We start from the raw sequence: 17,246 nt of genomic DNA, 5'->3' as shown, positions 1-17,246 counted from the left end.
AGGCGAGCATGGCGACGTTCCTCGCCGATTTGCCGAGCGACCGGCTCCTCGCCCTGGTAGAAGGGCGTGCCCGCCTGGCGCTGCTGGACCTTGTCAGCGACGCGGCGCCGACGACCGCCGAACCGCCACCTGCCGTACCCGTCGCCGCGCCATCGGTCGAGCCTGTCGCCGTACCGGCGGCTGAGCCCGCGCCCGCGCAGGTCACCCGGCGGCCGCCGGGCAGTCGCAAGCAGACGCTGCCGGACGAACTGTTCGACGCCGGTGCGGTGGTGACGCAGCTTCGCGCCTGCCAGACGATCGACGAGGCCACCGAACGGCTCGCGGCACTCAAGCTCAAGAAGACTCGGTTGCAGGAGATCGCCAAGACGCTCAACGTCCCGTCGAGCGGCAGGATGGACGAGGTCGCCAAGCGGATCCTCAACCTCCTCGTCGCCGGTCGTGGCAAACATGCCAACCTGCGGCGAGGCTGACGGGGCGGATGAACGGAATGAGCGACAGCCAGTGGGAACCCCGCGTCGGCCCGACCCAGCGAACGACCTATCTGCTGGGCGGTCGTCGGGTTCGGGTGAGTGACCTGCTGCGCGCCGGTCTGCTCCGGCCAGGTGCGCGGCTACGGTTCGTCCGTCGGCGGGTCGGTGAGACCTACCACGCCGAGATAGTCGACAACAGCCGCATCCGGCTTCCCGACGGCCAGGAGTTCTCCTCACCGTCGGGAGCAGCGATGGCCGCCGCCGGGATGCGGGCGGTGGACGGCTGGCTGGCCTGGACAGTCGAGGAGAACGGGCGCCCGCTGGACGCATTGCGCCAGGAACTGCTCGACCGCGCTGCGGCGGGTTCGCCTGATGAACCAGGTGTCGAGGGATTCGACCGGCGGGTGCACCAACGTCTCCGGGAAGCACGCCAGCGGGCGGAGGAGAACCAGCCGGAGCAGTTCTCGGTTCGTGAACTGCTGTCATTGTGGGGCGCCAAGGATCGTGGTGACCAGATCGGCCGGATCGAGGACGACCTGGCCAACCATGGGCTGGTGACCTCGCCGAGCTTCCGCAAGGTGACACTGGACTCGACCGTACGACTGGTGGTGGCACCCGGCGACACAGACGACTCACCGGCTACGGAAGCAGGTCCCGTAACGGCGGCAGGGCCCGGGGACGACCTGGACGACGACCCGATCGGGCTGACCGTCGGCAACCTGCCGTCCGCATTGGGTGGGCTGAAGCACGTCGCGCCCAACGCCACCTTCGACGAGGCCATCACCAAGATGCTCCTCAACGGCTACTCGCAATTGGCCGTGCTCAACGGACCACGCAACCTTCGGGGCGCAGTAACCTGGCAGTCCATCGCCCACGCCCGTCATGCCGACCCGAACGCGAAGCTGACCGACGCGATCGATCCCGAGGCCGTCGCCGTACGCTACGACCGCGAGTTGATCGACGTGCTGCCCGATCTGCGGCGTAGCGGCTACGTGTTCGTCCGCGCCGAGGACAACGTGGTTGCCGGCATCGTCACGACCGCTGACGTGGTGCAGGCGTACGGCGAGATGGCAATGCCCTTTTTTCAGATCGGCGAGTTGGACCGGAGCCTGCGTCGGATCATCACCCGTCGGGTCGACCTCGATCAGGTGGGCAAGCTGTGTAACCGTTCGGTCAACTCCTTCGACGACCTCAGCATGGGTGACTACCTGCGGGTCCTGGACGACACGAGCGTCTGGAGCACGTTGGGTTGGCCGCTCGACCGTCGGACGTTCATCGACCGACTGCACGAGATCCGGCATATCCGCAACGACGTAATGCACTTCAACCCGGACCCGCCACCGCCCGACACCATCGACAAGCTGCGCAAGGTCAACAGCCTGCTGCGGCATTACGGTGAGCTGGCCTGACCGACGTCACCGCTGGCCCTGGGACAAATGCCGCTCCGCTGACGTGGTCCCCTGACAGAATCGTGTGTCGCAAGGGGATTGGGCCAAGAGAGAGTACGGTCGGACGTGGTGGCGCTCGGTTCGACCGCGCCCCTCCACGCCGCCCGCCAGGGAGCCCCGACGATGATCATTGTTGATCCACGCTGGCCGAGTACGCTGCGTGCACTGCGTCAGCGAGCTGGTCTCTCCTATCGGGAGCTCGGACGACGTGTCGCCTACTCGTCGAGCTATCTGTGCGAACTCGAGGCTGGCCGCAAGACGCCGACGATCCAGGTCGCCAGGCATCTCGACGTCGCTCTCGGCGCGAGCGGCCGGCTGGCGCAACTCGTGGTCGACGACGCCGGGCAACTCGACGACGACCAGCGTTCTCGTCTCGCGGCCGGCGACACTAGTGCCGCCGCCGCAGAGGCGCTGGCGGTGATTCTCGCCCAACACCGTCATCTCGAAGATGCCGTCGGATCGGCTGCGGTCGTCGACGCCGCAGCCGCGCACCTCACTGCAGTCCAGCAGTTGGCTTCCAACGCCACCGGGGTTGGCCGGGTCAGGCTGCTGCATCTCGCCGCACAGTCCGCCCAACTGGTCGGATGGTTGCAGATGACACTGGGTCGGTACGCGCAAGCCCGTCGAGTGCTCGCTCAGGCCGAATCGGCGGCAGTGGCTGCGGGGGACGTCGACCTGACGGCTCTCGTGGTCAGCTTCCAGGGACATCTGGCGGAACTGTGCGGGCGTCCGACGGAGGCTGCTGAACTGTCCCGAGCGGCGCTTGCTGGCGGCACCGAGGTCTATATCGGTGAGCGGGTCTACGACACACTTCAGCTCGCTCGGGCCGTGGCGCACGTGGACGGCCGGCGCGCAGCGACTGAGACAATCCGAGAAGCTGATGAACTCGGGGCGGAGTTCGAGATCAGCGGCGACGACCCGCCGCCGTGGCACTACTACCGGTCGTCTGCCTTCCTGACAATGGAACGCGGCCTCGTACACGCGATCCATTCCGGCGTCGACCGGCATGCCGCCGATGCCGCGATCGCCGACCTGACCGCTGGTCTTGCTGCCCTCCCAGATGAGCAACGGCACGCGGAGTGGGCCGGTGACTACCTACTCGCGTTGGCCGACGTGCATTCGGCGATCGGCGACCGGAAAGCGGCGAGCCAGGCGTTGGACGAAGTCGCTGTGGTCGCCGATGCCACTGGGTCGGCACGTCTGCGTCAAGCTGTTCGCAAGCGGCCGGCGAACGGCTGAGCAGTAGACCTCACTGAACGTGCCGGGCAGGCTACTTGCAGAGGTTGCGCCGTCGCCTCCCACATCGGGGTTGTGAGTTCGGCGGCGGCGCGGCCTCGCATTAGCTGGGCCCGACGTCGCATCCCGTGATCGCCCTTTTCGCGCGTCGGGCCCGCCTGTCGGGCGGCGGCTCGGGGTCGACGTGGAGAGCCACCTCGGGTCGCCGCCCTTCCAACACTCGTTGAGGGGGCAGCGTGCTCGGGAAGTGGTTTCAGCGTGCGGACGTACCGGTGGACGTGGTCTATCCGGTGCCGGGCCGGCGGCGGTACGCCGACCGCACGGTGCCGCCGTCGGACCGGCGGCCGGCGACCCGTACCGACCGGGCGCAGCGCCGGGGCGGTAACGCCGGCCGGCACTACCTGCCATGAGGACACCCGCAACCGGCATGGAGCCGGTGCACGAGCCGGCGCGGCCGTCGTGGTGCTGCGCGGTCTGTCCGGACGGGACGCCCTGGCCGTGTCCGCCGGGCCGGACGCAGTTGGCGGAGGCGTACGTCGGGGAGCCGGTCGCGTTGTCGGTCGACGTCGGCGAACTGCTGACCCTGGCCGCCGAGGAGGCCGGCATCACCGACCCGGCCGAGCTGTACGAACGCTTCGTCTCCTGGACCTGGATCGACGGTACCGGGATCGACGCGGGTGGGCGGCCGTGAGCGTGGCGGTGGGGCGTCGGGTCGCCCTGTGGCGGGTACGCCGGCAGATGACCCAGCAGGTGCTCGCCGACCGGATCGGCCGGTCGAAGAGCTGGGTGGAGAAGGTCGAGCGTGGTGTCCGGCGGTTGGACCGGTTCTCGCTGATCCGGCAGGTCGCCGAGGTGCTGCGGGTCGACCCGGCGGAGTTGATCGGCCCGGCCCGGCCATCGGAGCATGGCGGGGCGGTCGACGGGGTGGCGGCGGTCCGGGCGGCGCTGGCCAGCTACGAGGTGTTCACCGCCGCCGACATTGGACCGGCGGTGGAACGCGAGGTCACGCAGCGGGTCGAGCACGCCTGGTCGACGTACCAGCACGGCGACTATCCCCGGCTGCTGCGGATGACACCGGAGCTGCTGGACGCCGCCCGGCGGCTGCACGCCACCCGCCCTGGGCCTGGGGCGGAGTTGTTGGTGCGCGCGTACCGGATCATCGCGCTCGTGCTGGTCAAGGTCGGCGAACCCGAGCTGGCCTGGTTGGCGGCCGATCGGGCGCTTGCCGTGGCCGGCGGTGATCCGGTGCTGGCCGGGTCGGCGGCGGTGCCGCTCGGGCAGGCGCTGCGCGGGCTGGGCCAGGATCGGTTGGCGATGACGACGACGGTCGCCGCCGCCGACCGCATCGCGACGACATCGGTCGAGTGCGGCCCGGTGTACGGGACGTTGCTGCTGCAGGCCGGGTTGGCCGCTGCCGGCTGCGGCGAAACCCGCAGCGTCGACGAGCTGCTCAGCCGGGCCGCTGACGTTGCTGGCCGCATCGGCGACGGGCTTGACTACCGTACGGCGAGCTTCGGCCCGGCGGCCGTCGAGCTGGCGCACGTCGTGGCGGCCGTGGAGTCGGGCGACGCCCGGCAGGCGGTACGCCGACACGAGACGGCCACCCGGCAGCTGACATGGCGCGGGCTGCCGGCCGAGCCCCGGGCGGCGTACCTGGTGGACGCCGCACGGGCGTACCTCGACGTCGGTGACTTCGCGGCGGCGGGACGGTGGCTCGTCGAGGCGGACCGCGTCGCACCGGCTGAGATCCGCTGCCGGCCCTCCGCCCGTACGGTCGTGGCGGAGATCGCCCGGTGCGGGCCGGACACCGCCGGCGTCGCCCGGCTGGCGACGGCGCTCGGGCTGACGACCAGCGTTTCGTAACGAGGGAACCTGTATGAACCTCAACCCGCCAGTTTTACGACAATGCAGGTTCCCTCGTCGGCGTCAGCCGGCCCGCGTCACCGCGTCGGGTCAGCGGGTGAAGGCGGCGTCGGGGCCGTAGCGGGCCACGGTCCGATGGAGCCGTCTGCTGGCGTCAGGCGATCTGGCGAAGGTCGTTGCCGTAGTCGAAAATGATCCGCATCCGCGCGCCCAATGCTCGTGCGTACCGACTCAGGGTGGCGACCTCGTTGACGTCGAGGTCGCCGTTCTCGATCTGGCTGATCCGGCCCGGGGTAACCCCCATCAACTCGGCGACCTGCCGTTGGGTGAGTCCGAGCCGCTGGCGTTCCTCGGCGAGGTGGAAGGCACTGATCCATGCCTCGGTACGCGCGCGTTCCGTCGCCAGCGAGGCGTCGTCCCCATCGTGTAGTTCGCTGCGGACGTCGTCCCAGTCGTGGAACTCGGTCATTGCCCCTCCCGCCTCTTCCTTTCGAAGGCCAGCCAGCCTTCGTACGCGACCTCCGCCGCCGGAATCACCATCTTGTACCACTTTGACCAGTTGCCGGCCTTGTTGCCGGCGACCAACAGCACCGCTTGCGACCAGGGATCGAAGACGAAGAGAACCCGGATTGCGACGTCGCGCCCGGACCTGGGTCGCAACTCCTTGAGGTTGCTGATACTTGAACCTTGCAGTGTGTCAACCAGTGGGCGCCCCAGCCCTGGACCAATCTCGGCCAGCATGTCGATCGCAACGTTCACCGATCGGCATGTTTCCGGGTCGGCTTGGCGAAGCGTGCGCAGCCAGTCGCGGACATCGGCCGTTGTCCGGATTGCCCATCGCCGGGCCGGTTCGGGAGACACGCAGTAACTATAGCTCGAACTAAACACCCGTGCGGGAGCGGGACGGACCGGGCGCTGCCGACGCCGCCCGGCTGGCGACCGGATGCTTAAGTCCAGGGAACCTGTGCGGCTCTTCTATCGGCGGGTCAAGGGGTAGGTCATACCGGGGCGTGCAAGATGTAAGTATAGTTATAGGAACTACGCTTACACTAGCGTGACGGGGTGGTGGGGTGGAGAAGCCGGCGGAGATCTTCGACCGTGACGTCGAGTGGGACGAGTTGGTCAGGTTCGCGCGCCTGCCGCAGGGTGGGGCGATGCTGGGAGTGGTCTCCGGCCGTCGTCGTCAGGGCAAGACGTTCCTGCTCGACGCATTGGTACGGGCGGCTGGCGGGTTCATGTTCACCGCCACGGAGTCGTCCGAGGCTGACGCGTTGCGCCAGTACGGTGATGCGCTCGGCGGCTATCTGGGTGAGGCGACGCCGCTGCGGTTTGTGAACTGGGACGAGGCGGTCACCCGGACGATGACACTCGCCCCTGCCGGGCCACTTCCGGTGGTGATCGACGAGTTTCCGTTCCTGGCCCGAGTCAGTCCGGCGCTGCCCTCGATCATCCAGCGGGCTCTCGACCCGGCAGGACAGCGGTCGAACACCCAGGTGCGGCTGCTGCTGTGCGGTTCGGCGCTGTCTTTCATGGGCGGCCTGCTGTCCGGCACCGCGCCGCTGCGCGGACGGGCCGGCCTGGAGTTGGTGGTCCGCACGCTGGACTACCGGGCCGCGGCCCGGTTCTGGGGGATCGCCGATCCGCGCACCGCCCTGCTGGTCAACGCGATCGTCGGCGGTACCCCCGCCTACCGGCACGAGTTCACGCAGGACGATTCACCGGCCGGGCCGGACGATCTCGACGACTGGGTGGTGCGTGCCGTGTTGAACCCGGCCCGCCCGCTGTTCCGGGAGGCCCGCTACCTGTTGGCGGAGGAGCCCGACATTCGCGACCCCGCGTTGTATCACTCGGTGCTGGCGGCGATCGCGGACGGTCGTACCCGCCGAGGTGAGATCGCGAACTTCCTGGGCCGGCAGCCATCCGACCTGGCCCACCCGCTGGGTGTGCTGGAGGACGTCGGCCTGGTCGTGCGGGAGGACGACGCGTTCACCAGCAACCGGGGCGTCTACCGGATCGCCGAGCCGCTGCTCGTCTTCTACCACGCCGTGATGCGGCCGGCCTGGGGCGATCTGGAACGTACCGGCCGGTCGCGGCAGGTCTGGCCCCGGCAGCAGCGCACGTTCCTGAGCAAGGTCGTCGGCCCGCGCTTCGAGACGATCTGCCGCGAATGGACCCGCTGGGAAGCCGATCCGGACGCTCTCGGCGGTTTTCCGACCCGGGTGGCTGCCGGTGTGGTCAACGACCCCGCCGCCCGCACGCGACATGAGGTGGACGTGGCGGTCTTCGGCCGCGACGAGCAGGGCAGCGAGGAACTTCTCGCGATCGGCGAGGCCAGATGGCAGGCAACCGTCGGGACCGGCCACCTGCAACGCCTGGCGCACATCCGTAGCCTGTTGCGTGGCCGCCAGGGGGTCCGGGCCGACCGGTGCCGGCTGCTGCTGTTCAGCGGCGGCGGCTTCGCCGACGGCCTCCGAGCCGTGGCGGCCACGGACCCCGGCGTCCAGCTCGTCGACCTGGACCGCTTGTACGCGGCGGACCGATCCTGAGCGAACGACGTCAGCTCGACTGTCCGGCCTGACGCAGCACCCGGAGCAGGTCCTCGACCAGGTCCTCGGCGCTGGCCCGGCCCTTTCCGTCGGCCGCGAGGTGACCGGTGATGGACAGGTCGGCGGCGCCGTGCGCCAGCGCGCGGACCAGGGCGGCGGCCCGTTCCGGGTCGCCGGCGGGCAGCGCCCCGGCGGCCTGGGCCTCGGCGGTCAGCTCGACGAGTCGCCGCCAGGTGGCGCCGGCCCGCTCATGCAGGTCCGCTGAGGCGTTCATCGACCACCCGTAGACCAGCGCGAACCGTCGCGGGTGCTGCTGCGCCCAGCGTACGTAGTCGAGCATGACGCGACGCAGCAGCGCGGCGGCCTCGGACCGTGGCGTCGGTGTCGCCGTCATGACCCCATCGAGCCGGTCGAATTCCTGGATGGCGACGGCCTCCAGCAGGGCCTGCTTGTCGGTGAAGTGCTTGTACGGCGCGTTGTGCGACACGCCGGCCCGACGCCCGACCTCCCGCAGGGTGACCCGCTCCGGGCCGCCCTCGTCGAGTAGTGCGGTCGCTGCGGCGACCAGGTCGTCCCGGGTGCTCATCGTCCGATCCTAGATCAGGTTGACGCTGTCAACCTGGACGACGTAGGGTCGGGGTTGACAACGTCAACCTGTCGAAGGGTTCACTCTGATGAGAACCGTCGTCATCACCGGGGCCACCACCGGCCTCGGACTGCGCGTCGCCGGGCGGCTCGCCGCCCAGGGCTGGCACGTCGTGCTCGGCCACCGGTCAGAGAGCCGGGGGCAGGCGGCGGCCCGGCAGATCCGTCGCCGGACCCCTGCGGCGAGCCTCGAACTGCTCCGGATCGACCTGGCCGACCTGCGATCGGTCGCCGACGCGGCCGGGGCACTGCGCCGGTCCGGGCAGCGTCCGCCGCTGCACGCCATCGTCGGCAACGCCGGCATCCAGGTCATCGACGGGGTACGCCGGTCCGCCGACGGCTACGAGCTCACCTTCGCCACCAACCACCTCGGTCACCATCTGCTCGTCACCGGACTGCTCGACGAGTTGGCCGCCGGGGCCCGGATCGCGATCGTCAGCAGCGGCACCCACTGGCGGGAGAAGAGCATGGGCTTCCCGGAGCCGCGCTGGACGAGCGCCCGCGAGCTCGCCGACCCGTCCGACGCCGACGCCACCCCGACGGCGGGCCGGGTCCGCTACTCCACCTCGAAGCTGGCCAACATCTACTTCGTCTACGAGCTCGCCCGCCGACTGGACGGGCGGCCGATCAGCGTCAACGCGTACGACCCGGGGCTGATGCCCGACACCAGCCTCTCCCGCGACTATCCGGCGCTCGCCCGGGCCGGCTACCGGGCGGCCGCCCCGCTGATCAGCGCGCTACTGCCCGGCGCGCGCAGCTCCCGGGCCTCCGCCCGGCACCTGGCCGACCTGGTCAGCGACGCCCGGTTCGACGGCACCACCGGTGCCTACCTGGAGGGTCCGAAGATCGCCCCGTCCTCACCCGAGTCGTACGACGTCGCCCGGGCCCAGCAGCTCTGGGCCGACAGCGAGCAACTGATCGACCAGGCACTCGCCCGCCGCTGAGCTGAGTAGGACCGCTGCGGATCGCGCCATCAGCAGCCGTGTTACCGTTGACGTTCGGGAAGTACTGAACGTTCGTGATGATGATGTCCCGTGGCGGGGCGTCCCCGGCGACGAAGGAGATGCGCGTGGACCCGGACGCCGGGCGGCGGTACGCCGAAGAGGTCGGGGTCGCCCTCGCTGCGATGGGCACCACCCCTGCGTTCGGCAAGCTGCTCGGCTGGCTGCTGATCTGTGACCCGCCGGGCCAGACCACCGCGCAACTGTGCCAGGCGGTCGGGCTGTCCAAGGCCTCCGTCTCGGCCGGGATGCGGGCCCTGGAGCAGTCCGGCATGGTGCGCCGGGTGCCGACCAGCGGCCGGGGCCACGCGTACGAGATACAGCCGGACGCCTTCGCCCGGGTGATCGACCCCACCGACAAGATGCGCACCTTCGCCGATCTGATGCAGCGGGGCATCGATCTCGTCGGCGACGCGGACGCTCCGGAGGCGGACCGGCTCCGGCACAGCCGCGACTTCTACACGTTCATGATCGAACGGGTGCCGGCCCTGATGGAGGAGTTCCGGCGGCAGACCGGAAGGAGCGTGTGACGGTGCGGGTCCTGATCGTCACCGTCGGATCGCGCGGCGACGTCCAGCCGTACCTGGCGCTCGGCACCGGGCTGCGGGCGGCCGGCCACGACGTCACCTTGGCCACCTGCGCCAGGTTCCGGTCCTTCGTCACCGACCACGGCCTGACGTACGGCCACCTCGGCGACGAGATCCTGCAACTGCTCGACTCGGCGGCGGGCCGCACCGCGATGGAGGACACCACCGGACTTCTCGGCTCGATCAGGACCAACATCAGGCTGGCCCGGCAGGCGAACCCGATCAACCGGGGGCTGCTGGCCGACGTCTGGCAGGCGGCCCGCCAGGCCGACCCGGAGGTGATCGTCTACCACCCCAAGGCGCTGGCCGGCCCGCACGTCGCCGAGAAACTCGGCGTGCCGGCGGTGCAGGCGGTGGCCGTACCGATGTCCGTGGCGACCGGCGACTTCCCGATGATCGGCATGCCGGCGCTGCCGCTGGGCCGCCCGTACAACCGGCTCACCTACCGTCTCGCCGGTGCCGGCTACCGGATGTACGACGGCATGGTCAACACCTTCCGGCAGGAGACGTTGGGGCTCGCCAGGACCAGCGGCGCGGCCCTGGCCACCCGGCTGCCCGACGGGCGGCCGATCCCGGTGCTGCACGCCATCAGCGGCCACGTCCTGCCGCGCCCCGCCGACTGGCCCGGGCACGCCCAGCTCACCGGATACTGGTTCCTCGAGAGTGCCACCGGTTGGCAGCCACCGGCCAAGCTGGTCGACTTCCTCGACGCCGGCGACCCGCCCGTGTACGTCGGCTTCGGCAGCATGGCCGGGCGCGACCCGCAGCGCCTCACCCGGGCCGTCGGCGACGCGTTGCGCCTGGCCGGCGTACGCGGCGTCGTCGCCACCGGCTGGGGCGGGCTGGACGCGGCGGACCTGCCGGACAGTGTCCTGCCCATCACCCAGGCGCCGCACGACTGGTTGTTTCCCCGGGTGTCCGCCGTGGTGCATCACGGCGGTGCCGGCACCACCGCCGCCGCGCTGCGCGCCGGCAGACCGTCGGTGATCTGCCCGTTCATCCTGGACCAGTTCTTCTGGGGTCGTCGGGTCGCCGCGCTCGGTGCGGGCAGCGCCCCGGTTCCGCAGGCCACGCTCACCGGGCAGCGGCTCGCCGCCGCGATCCGGCAGGTCACCACCGACGCCGACGTCCGGGACGCGGCGGCCGGGTTGGGGCGGCGCATCACGGCCGAGGACGGCGTCGCGAGCGCGGTCGCGCGGATCGAAGCCGCCGTGGCGTGACCGTCCTCAGGTTGTCGACGGTCACAGTCCGGAGTCGGGTCTGGGGCGCACGATGAACCAGATCGCGTGCACGTCCTGGTCGCTGCGGTTCTCCAGCAGGTGCGGGCGGGACGAGTCGAACACCATGCTGTCCCCGGTGCCGAGCACGACCTGCTGGAAGCCGACCTGGCAGGTCAGCTCACCGGCCATGATGTAGGCGTGCTCGTGGCCGGTGTGCCGTTGGAACCGGCCAGACACACTGGACTTCGCGCCAGGCGGGTAGGTGACCCGCAGGAACTCGGTGCCGGATCCGGTCGCCGGGCCGAGCTGCTCCCAGACGACACCGCTGTCCATTTCGATCCGTCGGCCCTGGTCACGGCGTACGACCGCCACCTCGGAGTCCAACCGGGCCTCGATGGTGGTGACGGCGGCGACCGGTGTCGAGCCGTTCGGCGACGGCGGGGTGTCGAACAGGTCGACCATCGACATGTCGAGGGCCTCGACGATGGCGTACAGCGTGCTCACCGAGGAGCGGGACCGGCCCGTCTCCACCAGTGAGAGCATGCTCGCCGAGACACCGACCTTCTTGGCCAGCGCCCGCAGCGACATGCCGCGCGCCTGGCGGGCGGCGCGGATCCGCCCACCCAGGTCTTCCGCCTCAGACAATGTCAAGCCACCCCAAACAGCCCAATTAGCCGAACCCTGTGAATCTACCCGATCACGTCCGGGATCGGCTAGCTGATGCCGGCGCGGTGATGAGTGGTGTTGAACGACATGTTGACTGAGGCTTGATATCGGCGTGGTGTGCGTCTCATCCTTGTCGGACACATTTCCTGCACGAGTCACCTGGGTTTCAACGAGGTTCACGTATTTCGACGAAGGGCGGCACCGATGACAGGCAACGTCCTGCTCGCGGGAGGAATAGTTGTCACCTGCGCCGGGCCAGACGAGGTGCTCTGGCCGGCTGACGTACTGATCGACAACGGCGTGATCGCGGCCATCGGCCGTGACCTGCCCGCTGGCGACGCGCAGCGGGTGGACGTGTCCGGGCGCATCGTCATGCCCGGTCTGGTCGACACCCACCGGCACACCTGGCAGGCGGTGGTCCGCAACATCGCCTCGGACTGGACCCTGGACCAGTACCTGGTCGGCCTGCACGTCGGGCTGAGCCGCTACTTCCGGCCCGAGGACACCTACGCCGGACTCCGCGCGGTGTTCGCCCACGGTGGCGGCGCGCAGCAGTGGGGCGGCGTGATGCCCTCACCGGTACCGCACCCCGAGGCCGATGTACGTCGGCTGCGCGCCGGCCGGTTCGTCGACAACACCGGCCTGGTCACCATGGGGCTGGCGCTGCGCGGACCGCAGTTCAGCACCCTCGAGGTCACCAAGGGCGACTTCCAGCTCGCCCGCGAACTGGACCTGCGGGTCTCGGTGCACGTCGGCGACGGACACTGGGGCAAGATCAAGCCGATTCACCAGATGAACGGCGAGGGCCTGCTCAGCGACCAGGTCACCTACGTGCACTGCAACACGCTCGCCGACGACGAGCTGCGGCTGTCCGCCGACACCGGCGGCACCGCGTCGATCGCCCCCGACGTGGAGATGCAGATGGGGCACGGCTGGCCGGCCACCGGGCGGCTGCTCGACCTCGGCTGTCCTGCGCCGACGTGCTGCGCTTCGCCACCATCGAGGGCGCGCGGGCCAACGGACTCGGCGCGGTCAACGGCTCGCTGGAGGTCGGCAAGGCGGCGGACATCGTGATCCTGGCCGGCGACACGCTCGCCACGATGCCGATGAACAACCCGGTCGCCTCCATCGTCTACGCCGCGCACCCCGGAATGGTCCGCGACGTGCTGGTGGCCGGCCGGTTCGTCAAGCGCGACGGCAAGCTCGTCGGGGTGGACCTCGACCGGCTGTGGGGCCTCGCCGAAGCCACCGACCGCCGGGCGTTCCTCGACTTCCTCGGCAACGCCGTCGTCGGCTCCGAATGGGTGCGCCAGCGTACCCCCGATCTGGCCGACCAGGACTGGACGCCCACCTTCACCGGCGTACTGCTGCGCAAGGACCTCGACCTGGGCCTGGCCGCCGCCCGCGAACACGAGGTGCCGATGCCGGTGGTGTCCATGGTGCACCAGTTGGTGCAGCAGGCCATCGGTCACGGGCACGGCGAGCGGGACCTGCTGGCCCTCTACGAGATCCAGGCCGCCGCCGGCCTGGCCGACCACCAACCGCTGGCCGAGCGTCAGCCGCCGTCGCTGGACGAACCCTAGCCGCACGAAAGACATCCCAGGAGCTTGAATGTCAAGCAGCAGCCTTGCTGAGGTGATGCGACCACGCGGTCGCCTCGTCGTAGACGGTGCCGGTCTTCAGGCATCCGTGCAGGATGCCGACGAGCCGGTTGGCGAGTTGGCGCAGCGCGGCGTTGTAGCTGGCGCCGCGGGCACGTTGCCGGTCGTAGTAGGCGCGGGCACCCGGCGAGGCCTTCAACGCGGAGAACGCCTGGGTCATCAGGGCGTCGATGAGCCGGTCGTTGTGGACGAACCGGGCCGCGACGGTCCTCTTCTTCCCGGACGCGCGGGTGATCGGGCTGGTCGCGGCGTAGTTCTTCCGGGCCTTCGCGGTGGCGTAGCGGTCGTGGTCGTCACCGAACTCGGCGAGCACCCGGGCGCCGAGGACGGCACCCAGTCCGGGCTGGGACAGGATGATCTCAGCGTCCGGGTGCCGGCCAAAATGGTCCTCCACCTGCCCTTGCAGGGCCTTGACCTGCTCGTTGAGAGTGACCAGCAGGGCGACCAGGGCGCGCACCGACGCGGCGTAGGCGGTGGTGACCACGGCCGGCTGGCCGAGGTGCTCGGCACGCAGCACCGCCTGGATCGACGCGGCCTTGGCCGCGACGTCACGGCGCCGGGCCCGTTTGAGAGCGGCGCTGATCTGGCTGATACTCAGCCGGGCGGCGCTGGCCGGATCAGGGGCCTTCGCGAGGAGTTGCAGGGTGTCAGCGGCGTCGAGGTCCTCGAACGCCTCCAACGCCGCAGGGAAGTACTCCCGCAGCGCGTGCCGCAGCCGCTGCACAGCACGGGTGCGTTCCCAGATCAGCGTCTTGTGCATCCGGGTGACGACCTTGACCGCCTCGGCGTCCGCCGAGTCTCCGGCCATCGGGCTCAGTTGGTGCGAGTCGGTGTGCACCATGTCGGCCAGCATGTGCGCGTCGGCGGCGTCGCTCTTGGCCCGGGACACCGCCAGACGTTCCCGGTAGCGGGCCGCCTGCAACGGGTTGACCGGGTACACCGTGTACCCGGCGGCGACCAGCGCCTGCACCCACGGGCCCCGATCGGTCTCGATACCGATCTTTACCTGAGCAGCAGCAGCGTCGGCGTCGATGTCGTCGCCGAGCGCCGTGCCGATCATCGCGTGGAGCCTGGTGATGCCGGCGATGCCCTCGGGCAGCCTCGCCTTGGCCAGCCTGCGGCCGGAGGCGTCCATGAGCTCGACGTCGTGGTGGTCCTCCGCCCAGTCATCTCCTATGAACAGCAACGTCTCTCCCGCCTATTGAGTCGATCACCGCTGGTAGCCAGGAGGAGAACCATCAGCGACCTAATGAAGCAGTGCTCACGCCGCGACCGGGCGGGCACGACATCCCATCAGCGATCAACTCTCCACACCGACCAGCCGGGGCACGATCTTTCGTCAGGACTCGACGTCCAGGAACCCGGAGTGCTCACCGGCTGGCGGCTACCTACCCACCAGGAGTTTGCCGGATGGCTCACTCCCAGAACTCATTAGGAACACCTGCTGACCACCGCCGCGTCGATGGTCGACGCCGCCTACGACGACCTGTACGCGTTCCTGCGCCCCGGCGTGCGGGAGAACGAAACCGTCGGGCTGGTCGCCAAGAAGCTCTACGACCTCGGCTCCGAACACGTCGAAGGGTCAACGCGATCTCCGGGGAACGCTGCTCGCCGCACCCGCACGTGTTCAGCGACCGGCTGATCCGCCCCGGCGACCCGGCGTTCTTCGACATCCTGCACAGCTTCATGGGCTACCGCACCTGCTACTACCGCACCTTCGCGGTGGGCAGCGCCTCCCGGGCGCAGGTCGACGCCTACCAGCGGTGCCGCGACTACATGGACCAGGCGATCGAGCTGGTCAAGCCGGGCGCGACCACCGCCGACATCGTCTCGGTCTGGCCGACCGCACAGGAGTTCGGCTTCGCCGACGAGGAGGCCGCGTTCGGCCTGCAGTACGGCCACGGCGTCGGACTGTCCATCTGGGAGAAACCGATCTTCAGCCGACTCGTCTCACTGGAACACCCCGAGGTGATCGAAGAAGGCATGGTCTTCGCGTTGGAGACCTACTGGCCGGCCGCCGACGGCTGGGGCGCCGCCCGGATCGAGGAGGAGCTGGTCGTCACCGCCGACGGCGCCGAAGTGATCACCAAGTTCCCGGCCGAACAGCTGCTCGTCGCCGGCCAGCGCTACTTCACCACCGGCGGTGCACTGCCGCTGCAGCGGCACAGCCAGTCGCACATCAACAACCGGCCCGGCGAGGACGGAGCCCACCGATGACCCTGCCACTGCAGCACCACCCGTACGGTGAACACGACGCCGTCCTGCCGCCGGGCGACGTGACCCGGCACGACAGCGCACCGATCGACCTGGACACCCGGCTGCACCTGTACCGGCGTCAGCAGGAGATGCGCCAGTTCGAGAAACGGGCGTACGACCTGTTCATGCAGCAGCTGGTGAAGGGCACCAGCCACCTGTCGCTGGGGATGGAAGCGATCGCCGCCGGCTTCGGCGTGGCGATGCGCGCCGACGACTACAGCTTCGCCACCTACCGGGGCCACGCGCACACCCTGGCCCGGGGCGTCGGGATGACCCCGGTGCTGGCCGAACTGCTCGGCCGGGCCAACGGGCTGCTCGGCGGCAAGGGCGGCTCGATGCACCTGACCAGCGTCGAGCACGGCATGATGGGCTCGTACGCGATCATCGGCGCGCACCTGACGATCGCCAACGGCGCGGCCTGGTCCGCCCAGTAGGGCCGAGGTGCCCGACGGCGAGATCGTCGACACCCTCGGCACCGCGAAGATCCGCCGGCCGGGCCGGGACGCGACCGTCGCCGCCCTCGGCCTGATGGTGCCCCGGGCGCTGCGGGCCGCCGACGAACTCGCCGGGCGGGGCATCGACGTCGAGGTCATCGACGTCCGGTCACTGGTGCCACTGGACGTGACCACCATCCTGGACTCGGTGCACCGCACCGGGCGGCTGTTCACCGTCGAGGAGAACCCGCGGCTGCTCGGCTGGGGTGCGGAGATCGCCTCGATCGCCGCCGATGAGGCGTTCTGGGACCTGGACGGACCGGTCCAGCGGATCACCACCCCGCACATTCCGCTGCCGTCCGCCGATTCGCTGGAGGACCTGGTCATCCCGTCGGTGGAGAGCATCGGGCAGACCATCGAGAAGGCGCTGCAGTCGTGACCCGCCAGCAGCACAGCCCTCGGGTGCGGCGGCTCGCCGGCGAACACGGCGTCGACCTGGCCGGCCTGCGTGGGACCGGGCCGGCCGGTCGGGTCCGACCCGCCGACGTGCTCGCCGCCGCCGCGCAGCCGGTCACCCCGTCGGCAGCTGCGGCCGCCGCCGTACCTACCGCCGCCACCGTGCTCCCGGCAGGCTCCGGCCGTACGGTGGCCGCCGCGCTGGTCGAAGCCCAGCTCGGCGCCGTCGACGACCGTCCGGTCGGGCCGCTCGCCGCCGTCGCACTGTTGCGGGCGCTGCGTCGCACCCCGCTGGCCGACACCGACGGGCGGCACCTGGCGGTGCTCGTCAACGGCGCGGACGGCAGGCGCGGCGTACGGGTGCTGCGCGACGCCGGGGACCTCAACCCGGCGGCCGTCGCCCGCCGTCTCGCCGACCCCGACGGTCTCGCCGAGGAACCATCCGGCACCGCCGGCTCAGCCGGCGACGGACCGGCACCTGCGGTCGCGCTGTGCGACAGCGCCGCCGCCGGCCTGCTGCACGAGGTCCCGCAGCTGCCAGCCGGGCTGGCGGCGGTGGTCAGCGTCGGAGCGCCCGTCGAGCGACCCACCGTGGTGCGCCACGACGGTCAACCGATGCTGGCCATCGGCGCGGTCAGCACCGTCGGCATCGTCCACGACCCGGCGCGGATCACCCCGGCCGCCGCCCACGCGCTGCTCGGTGCGGTACGCGCGGAACTGGAAACCCTGCGCTCGACGACGAACAGGAGCGGATGAC

Annotated in this window: 22 protein-coding genes; 17 read left to right on the top strand and 5 right to left on the bottom strand. The window is 70.3% G+C overall.

The window, feature by feature from the left end; all coding sequences use genetic code 11:
• The first annotated feature begins 8 nt into the window (after nucleotides 1-8).
• From O7608_RS24770 to O7608_RS24745, 6 genes are all read left to right on the top strand, one after another.
• Nucleotides 9-470 carry a hypothetical protein gene (locus O7608_RS24770; protein ID WP_289206862.1) on the top strand — a complete coding sequence of 154 codons (462 nt, stop codon included), beginning with the start codon at nucleotides 9-11 and terminating at the stop codon, nucleotides 468-470.
• Nucleotides 471-487: 17 nt separating this feature from the next.
• On the top strand, nucleotides 488-1,879 hold the full coding sequence (locus tag O7608_RS24765) for a restriction system modified-DNA reader domain-containing protein (protein ID WP_289206861.1): 1,392 nt from the start codon (nucleotides 488-490) through the stop codon (nucleotides 1,877-1,879).
• 162 nt (nucleotides 1,880-2,041) lie between these two features.
• The gene (locus tag O7608_RS24760) at nucleotides 2,042-3,157 is read left to right on the top strand and encodes a helix-turn-helix domain-containing protein (RefSeq protein WP_289206860.1); all 1,116 of its coding nucleotides are present in this window, start codon (nucleotides 2,042-2,044) and stop codon (nucleotides 3,155-3,157) included.
• A gap of 233 nt (nucleotides 3,158-3,390) precedes the next feature.
• Nucleotides 3,391-3,564, top strand: coding sequence for a hypothetical protein (locus tag O7608_RS24755; protein ID WP_289206859.1), 174 nt, complete (start codon nucleotides 3,391-3,393; stop codon nucleotides 3,562-3,564).
• On the top strand, nucleotides 3,561-3,845 hold the full coding sequence (locus O7608_RS24750) for a hypothetical protein (protein WP_289206858.1): 285 nt from the start codon (nucleotides 3,561-3,563) through the stop codon (nucleotides 3,843-3,845). Before O7608_RS24755 ends, O7608_RS24750 begins: the two co-directional genes overlap by 4 nt.
• Nucleotides 3,842-5,017, top strand: a complete 1,176-nt coding sequence (locus O7608_RS24745) for a helix-turn-helix domain-containing protein (RefSeq protein WP_289206857.1) — start codon at nucleotides 3,842-3,844, stop codon at nucleotides 5,015-5,017. Before O7608_RS24750 ends, O7608_RS24745 begins: the two co-directional genes overlap by 4 nt.
• 154 nt (nucleotides 5,018-5,171) lie before the next feature.
• Here the strand turns inward: O7608_RS24745 and O7608_RS24740 are convergent, their stop codons facing one another.
• A complete protein-coding gene (locus O7608_RS24740; RefSeq protein ID WP_289206856.1) occupies nucleotides 5,172-5,486 on the bottom strand; it encodes a transcriptional regulator in 315 nt (104 codons plus the stop codon).
• On the bottom strand, nucleotides 5,483-5,878 hold the full coding sequence (locus O7608_RS24735) for a type II toxin-antitoxin system RelE/ParE family toxin (RefSeq protein WP_289206855.1): 396 nt from the start codon (nucleotides 5,876-5,878) through the stop codon (nucleotides 5,483-5,485). The genes O7608_RS24740 and O7608_RS24735 overlap by 4 nt, the downstream gene beginning before the upstream one ends.
• 209 nt (nucleotides 5,879-6,087) lie before the next feature.
• Here O7608_RS24735 and O7608_RS24730 point away from each other — a divergent pair, with 209 nt between their 5' ends.
• On the top strand, nucleotides 6,088-7,563 hold the full coding sequence (locus O7608_RS24730) for an AAA family ATPase (RefSeq protein ID WP_289206854.1): 1,476 nt from the start codon (nucleotides 6,088-6,090) through the stop codon (nucleotides 7,561-7,563).
• Between the two features lie 10 nt (nucleotides 7,564-7,573).
• On the opposite strand, the gene O7608_RS24725 is transcribed toward O7608_RS24730, so the two are convergent.
• Nucleotides 7,574-8,149 carry a TetR/AcrR family transcriptional regulator gene (locus O7608_RS24725; protein WP_289206853.1) on the bottom strand — a complete coding sequence of 192 codons (576 nt, stop codon included), beginning with the start codon at nucleotides 8,147-8,149 and terminating at the stop codon, nucleotides 7,574-7,576.
• A gap of 88 nt (nucleotides 8,150-8,237) precedes the next feature.
• Here O7608_RS24725 and O7608_RS24720 point away from each other — a divergent pair, with 88 nt between their 5' ends.
• The 3 genes from O7608_RS24720 (at nucleotide 8,238) to O7608_RS24710 (ending at nucleotide 11,016) form a co-directional block, all read left to right on the top strand.
• Nucleotides 8,238-9,152 carry an SDR family NAD(P)-dependent oxidoreductase gene (locus O7608_RS24720; RefSeq protein WP_289206852.1) on the top strand — a complete coding sequence of 305 codons (915 nt, stop codon included), beginning with the start codon at nucleotides 8,238-8,240 and terminating at the stop codon, nucleotides 9,150-9,152.
• A gap of 125 nt (nucleotides 9,153-9,277) precedes the next feature.
• Nucleotides 9,278-9,739 carry a GbsR/MarR family transcriptional regulator gene (locus O7608_RS24715; protein ID WP_289206851.1) on the top strand — a complete coding sequence of 154 codons (462 nt, stop codon included), beginning with the start codon at nucleotides 9,278-9,280 and terminating at the stop codon, nucleotides 9,737-9,739.
• A complete protein-coding gene (locus O7608_RS24710; RefSeq protein WP_289206850.1) occupies nucleotides 9,736-11,016 on the top strand; it encodes a glycosyltransferase in 1,281 nt (426 codons plus the stop codon). The genes O7608_RS24715 and O7608_RS24710 overlap by 4 nt, the downstream gene beginning before the upstream one ends.
• Before the next feature lie 21 nt (nucleotides 11,017-11,037).
• Here the strand turns inward: O7608_RS24710 and O7608_RS24705 are convergent, their stop codons facing one another.
• The gene (locus O7608_RS24705) at nucleotides 11,038-11,661 is read right to left on the bottom strand and encodes a helix-turn-helix domain-containing protein (protein ID WP_289206849.1); all 624 of its coding nucleotides are present in this window, start codon (nucleotides 11,659-11,661) and stop codon (nucleotides 11,038-11,040) included.
• Between the two features lie 225 nt (nucleotides 11,662-11,886).
• On the opposite strand from O7608_RS24705, the gene O7608_RS24700 reads away from it, so the two are divergent.
• Both O7608_RS24700 and O7608_RS24695 read left to right on the top strand, forming a co-directional pair.
• Nucleotides 11,887-12,756 (top strand): amidohydrolase family protein, encoded by an 870-nt coding sequence (locus O7608_RS24700; RefSeq protein WP_289211150.1) that lies wholly within the window; start codon nucleotides 11,887-11,889, stop codon nucleotides 12,754-12,756.
• Nucleotides 12,663-13,265, top strand: a complete 603-nt coding sequence (locus tag O7608_RS24695; protein WP_353850462.1) for an NAD-binding protein — start codon at nucleotides 12,663-12,665, stop codon at nucleotides 13,263-13,265. Before O7608_RS24700 ends, O7608_RS24695 begins: the two co-directional genes overlap by 94 nt.
• 31 nt (nucleotides 13,266-13,296) lie before the next feature.
• Here the strand turns inward: O7608_RS24695 and O7608_RS24690 are convergent, their stop codons facing one another.
• Nucleotides 13,297-14,529 (bottom strand): IS110 family RNA-guided transposase, encoded by a 1,233-nt coding sequence (locus tag O7608_RS24690; RefSeq protein WP_289206848.1) that lies wholly within the window; start codon nucleotides 14,527-14,529, stop codon nucleotides 13,297-13,299.
• A 276-nt stretch (nucleotides 14,530-14,805) separates the two neighbouring features.
• Here O7608_RS24690 and O7608_RS24685 point away from each other — a divergent pair, with 276 nt between their 5' ends.
• The 5 genes from O7608_RS24685 to O7608_RS32210 are packed head-to-tail and all read left to right on the top strand — an operon-like array spanning nucleotide 14,806 to nucleotide 17,245.
• A complete protein-coding gene (locus O7608_RS24685; protein ID WP_289206847.1) occupies nucleotides 14,806-14,985 on the top strand; it encodes a hypothetical protein in 180 nt (59 codons plus the stop codon).
• Nucleotides 14,967-15,560, top strand: coding sequence for a M24 family metallopeptidase (locus tag O7608_RS24680; protein ID WP_289206846.1), 594 nt, complete (start codon nucleotides 14,967-14,969; stop codon nucleotides 15,558-15,560). The genes O7608_RS24685 and O7608_RS24680 overlap by 19 nt, the downstream gene beginning before the upstream one ends.
• Nucleotides 15,557-16,033: a thiamine pyrophosphate-dependent enzyme gene (locus tag O7608_RS24675; RefSeq protein WP_289206845.1), complete on the top strand. Its 477-nt coding sequence runs from the start codon at nucleotides 15,557-15,559 to the stop codon at nucleotides 16,031-16,033. Before O7608_RS24680 ends, O7608_RS24675 begins: the two co-directional genes overlap by 4 nt.
• Nucleotides 16,034-16,040: 7 nt before the next feature.
• The gene (locus O7608_RS24670; RefSeq protein ID WP_289206844.1) at nucleotides 16,041-16,472 is read left to right on the top strand and encodes a transketolase C-terminal domain-containing protein; all 432 of its coding nucleotides are present in this window, start codon (nucleotides 16,041-16,043) and stop codon (nucleotides 16,470-16,472) included.
• Nucleotides 16,469-17,245 (top strand): E3 binding domain-containing protein, encoded by a 777-nt coding sequence (locus tag O7608_RS32210; protein ID WP_502959141.1) that lies wholly within the window; start codon nucleotides 16,469-16,471, stop codon nucleotides 17,243-17,245. The genes O7608_RS24670 and O7608_RS32210 overlap by 4 nt, the downstream gene beginning before the upstream one ends.
• The last annotated feature ends 1 nt before the right edge of the window (nucleotide 17,246 follow it).

It is taken from the genome of Solwaraspora sp. WMMA2056, from assembly GCF_030345095.1.
Lineage (GTDB): Bacteria > Actinomycetota > Actinomycetes > Mycobacteriales > Micromonosporaceae > Micromonospora_E.
The sequence above is the reverse complement of the archived record's forward strand: the minus strand, read 5'-3'. Positions and strand labels throughout refer to the sequence as shown.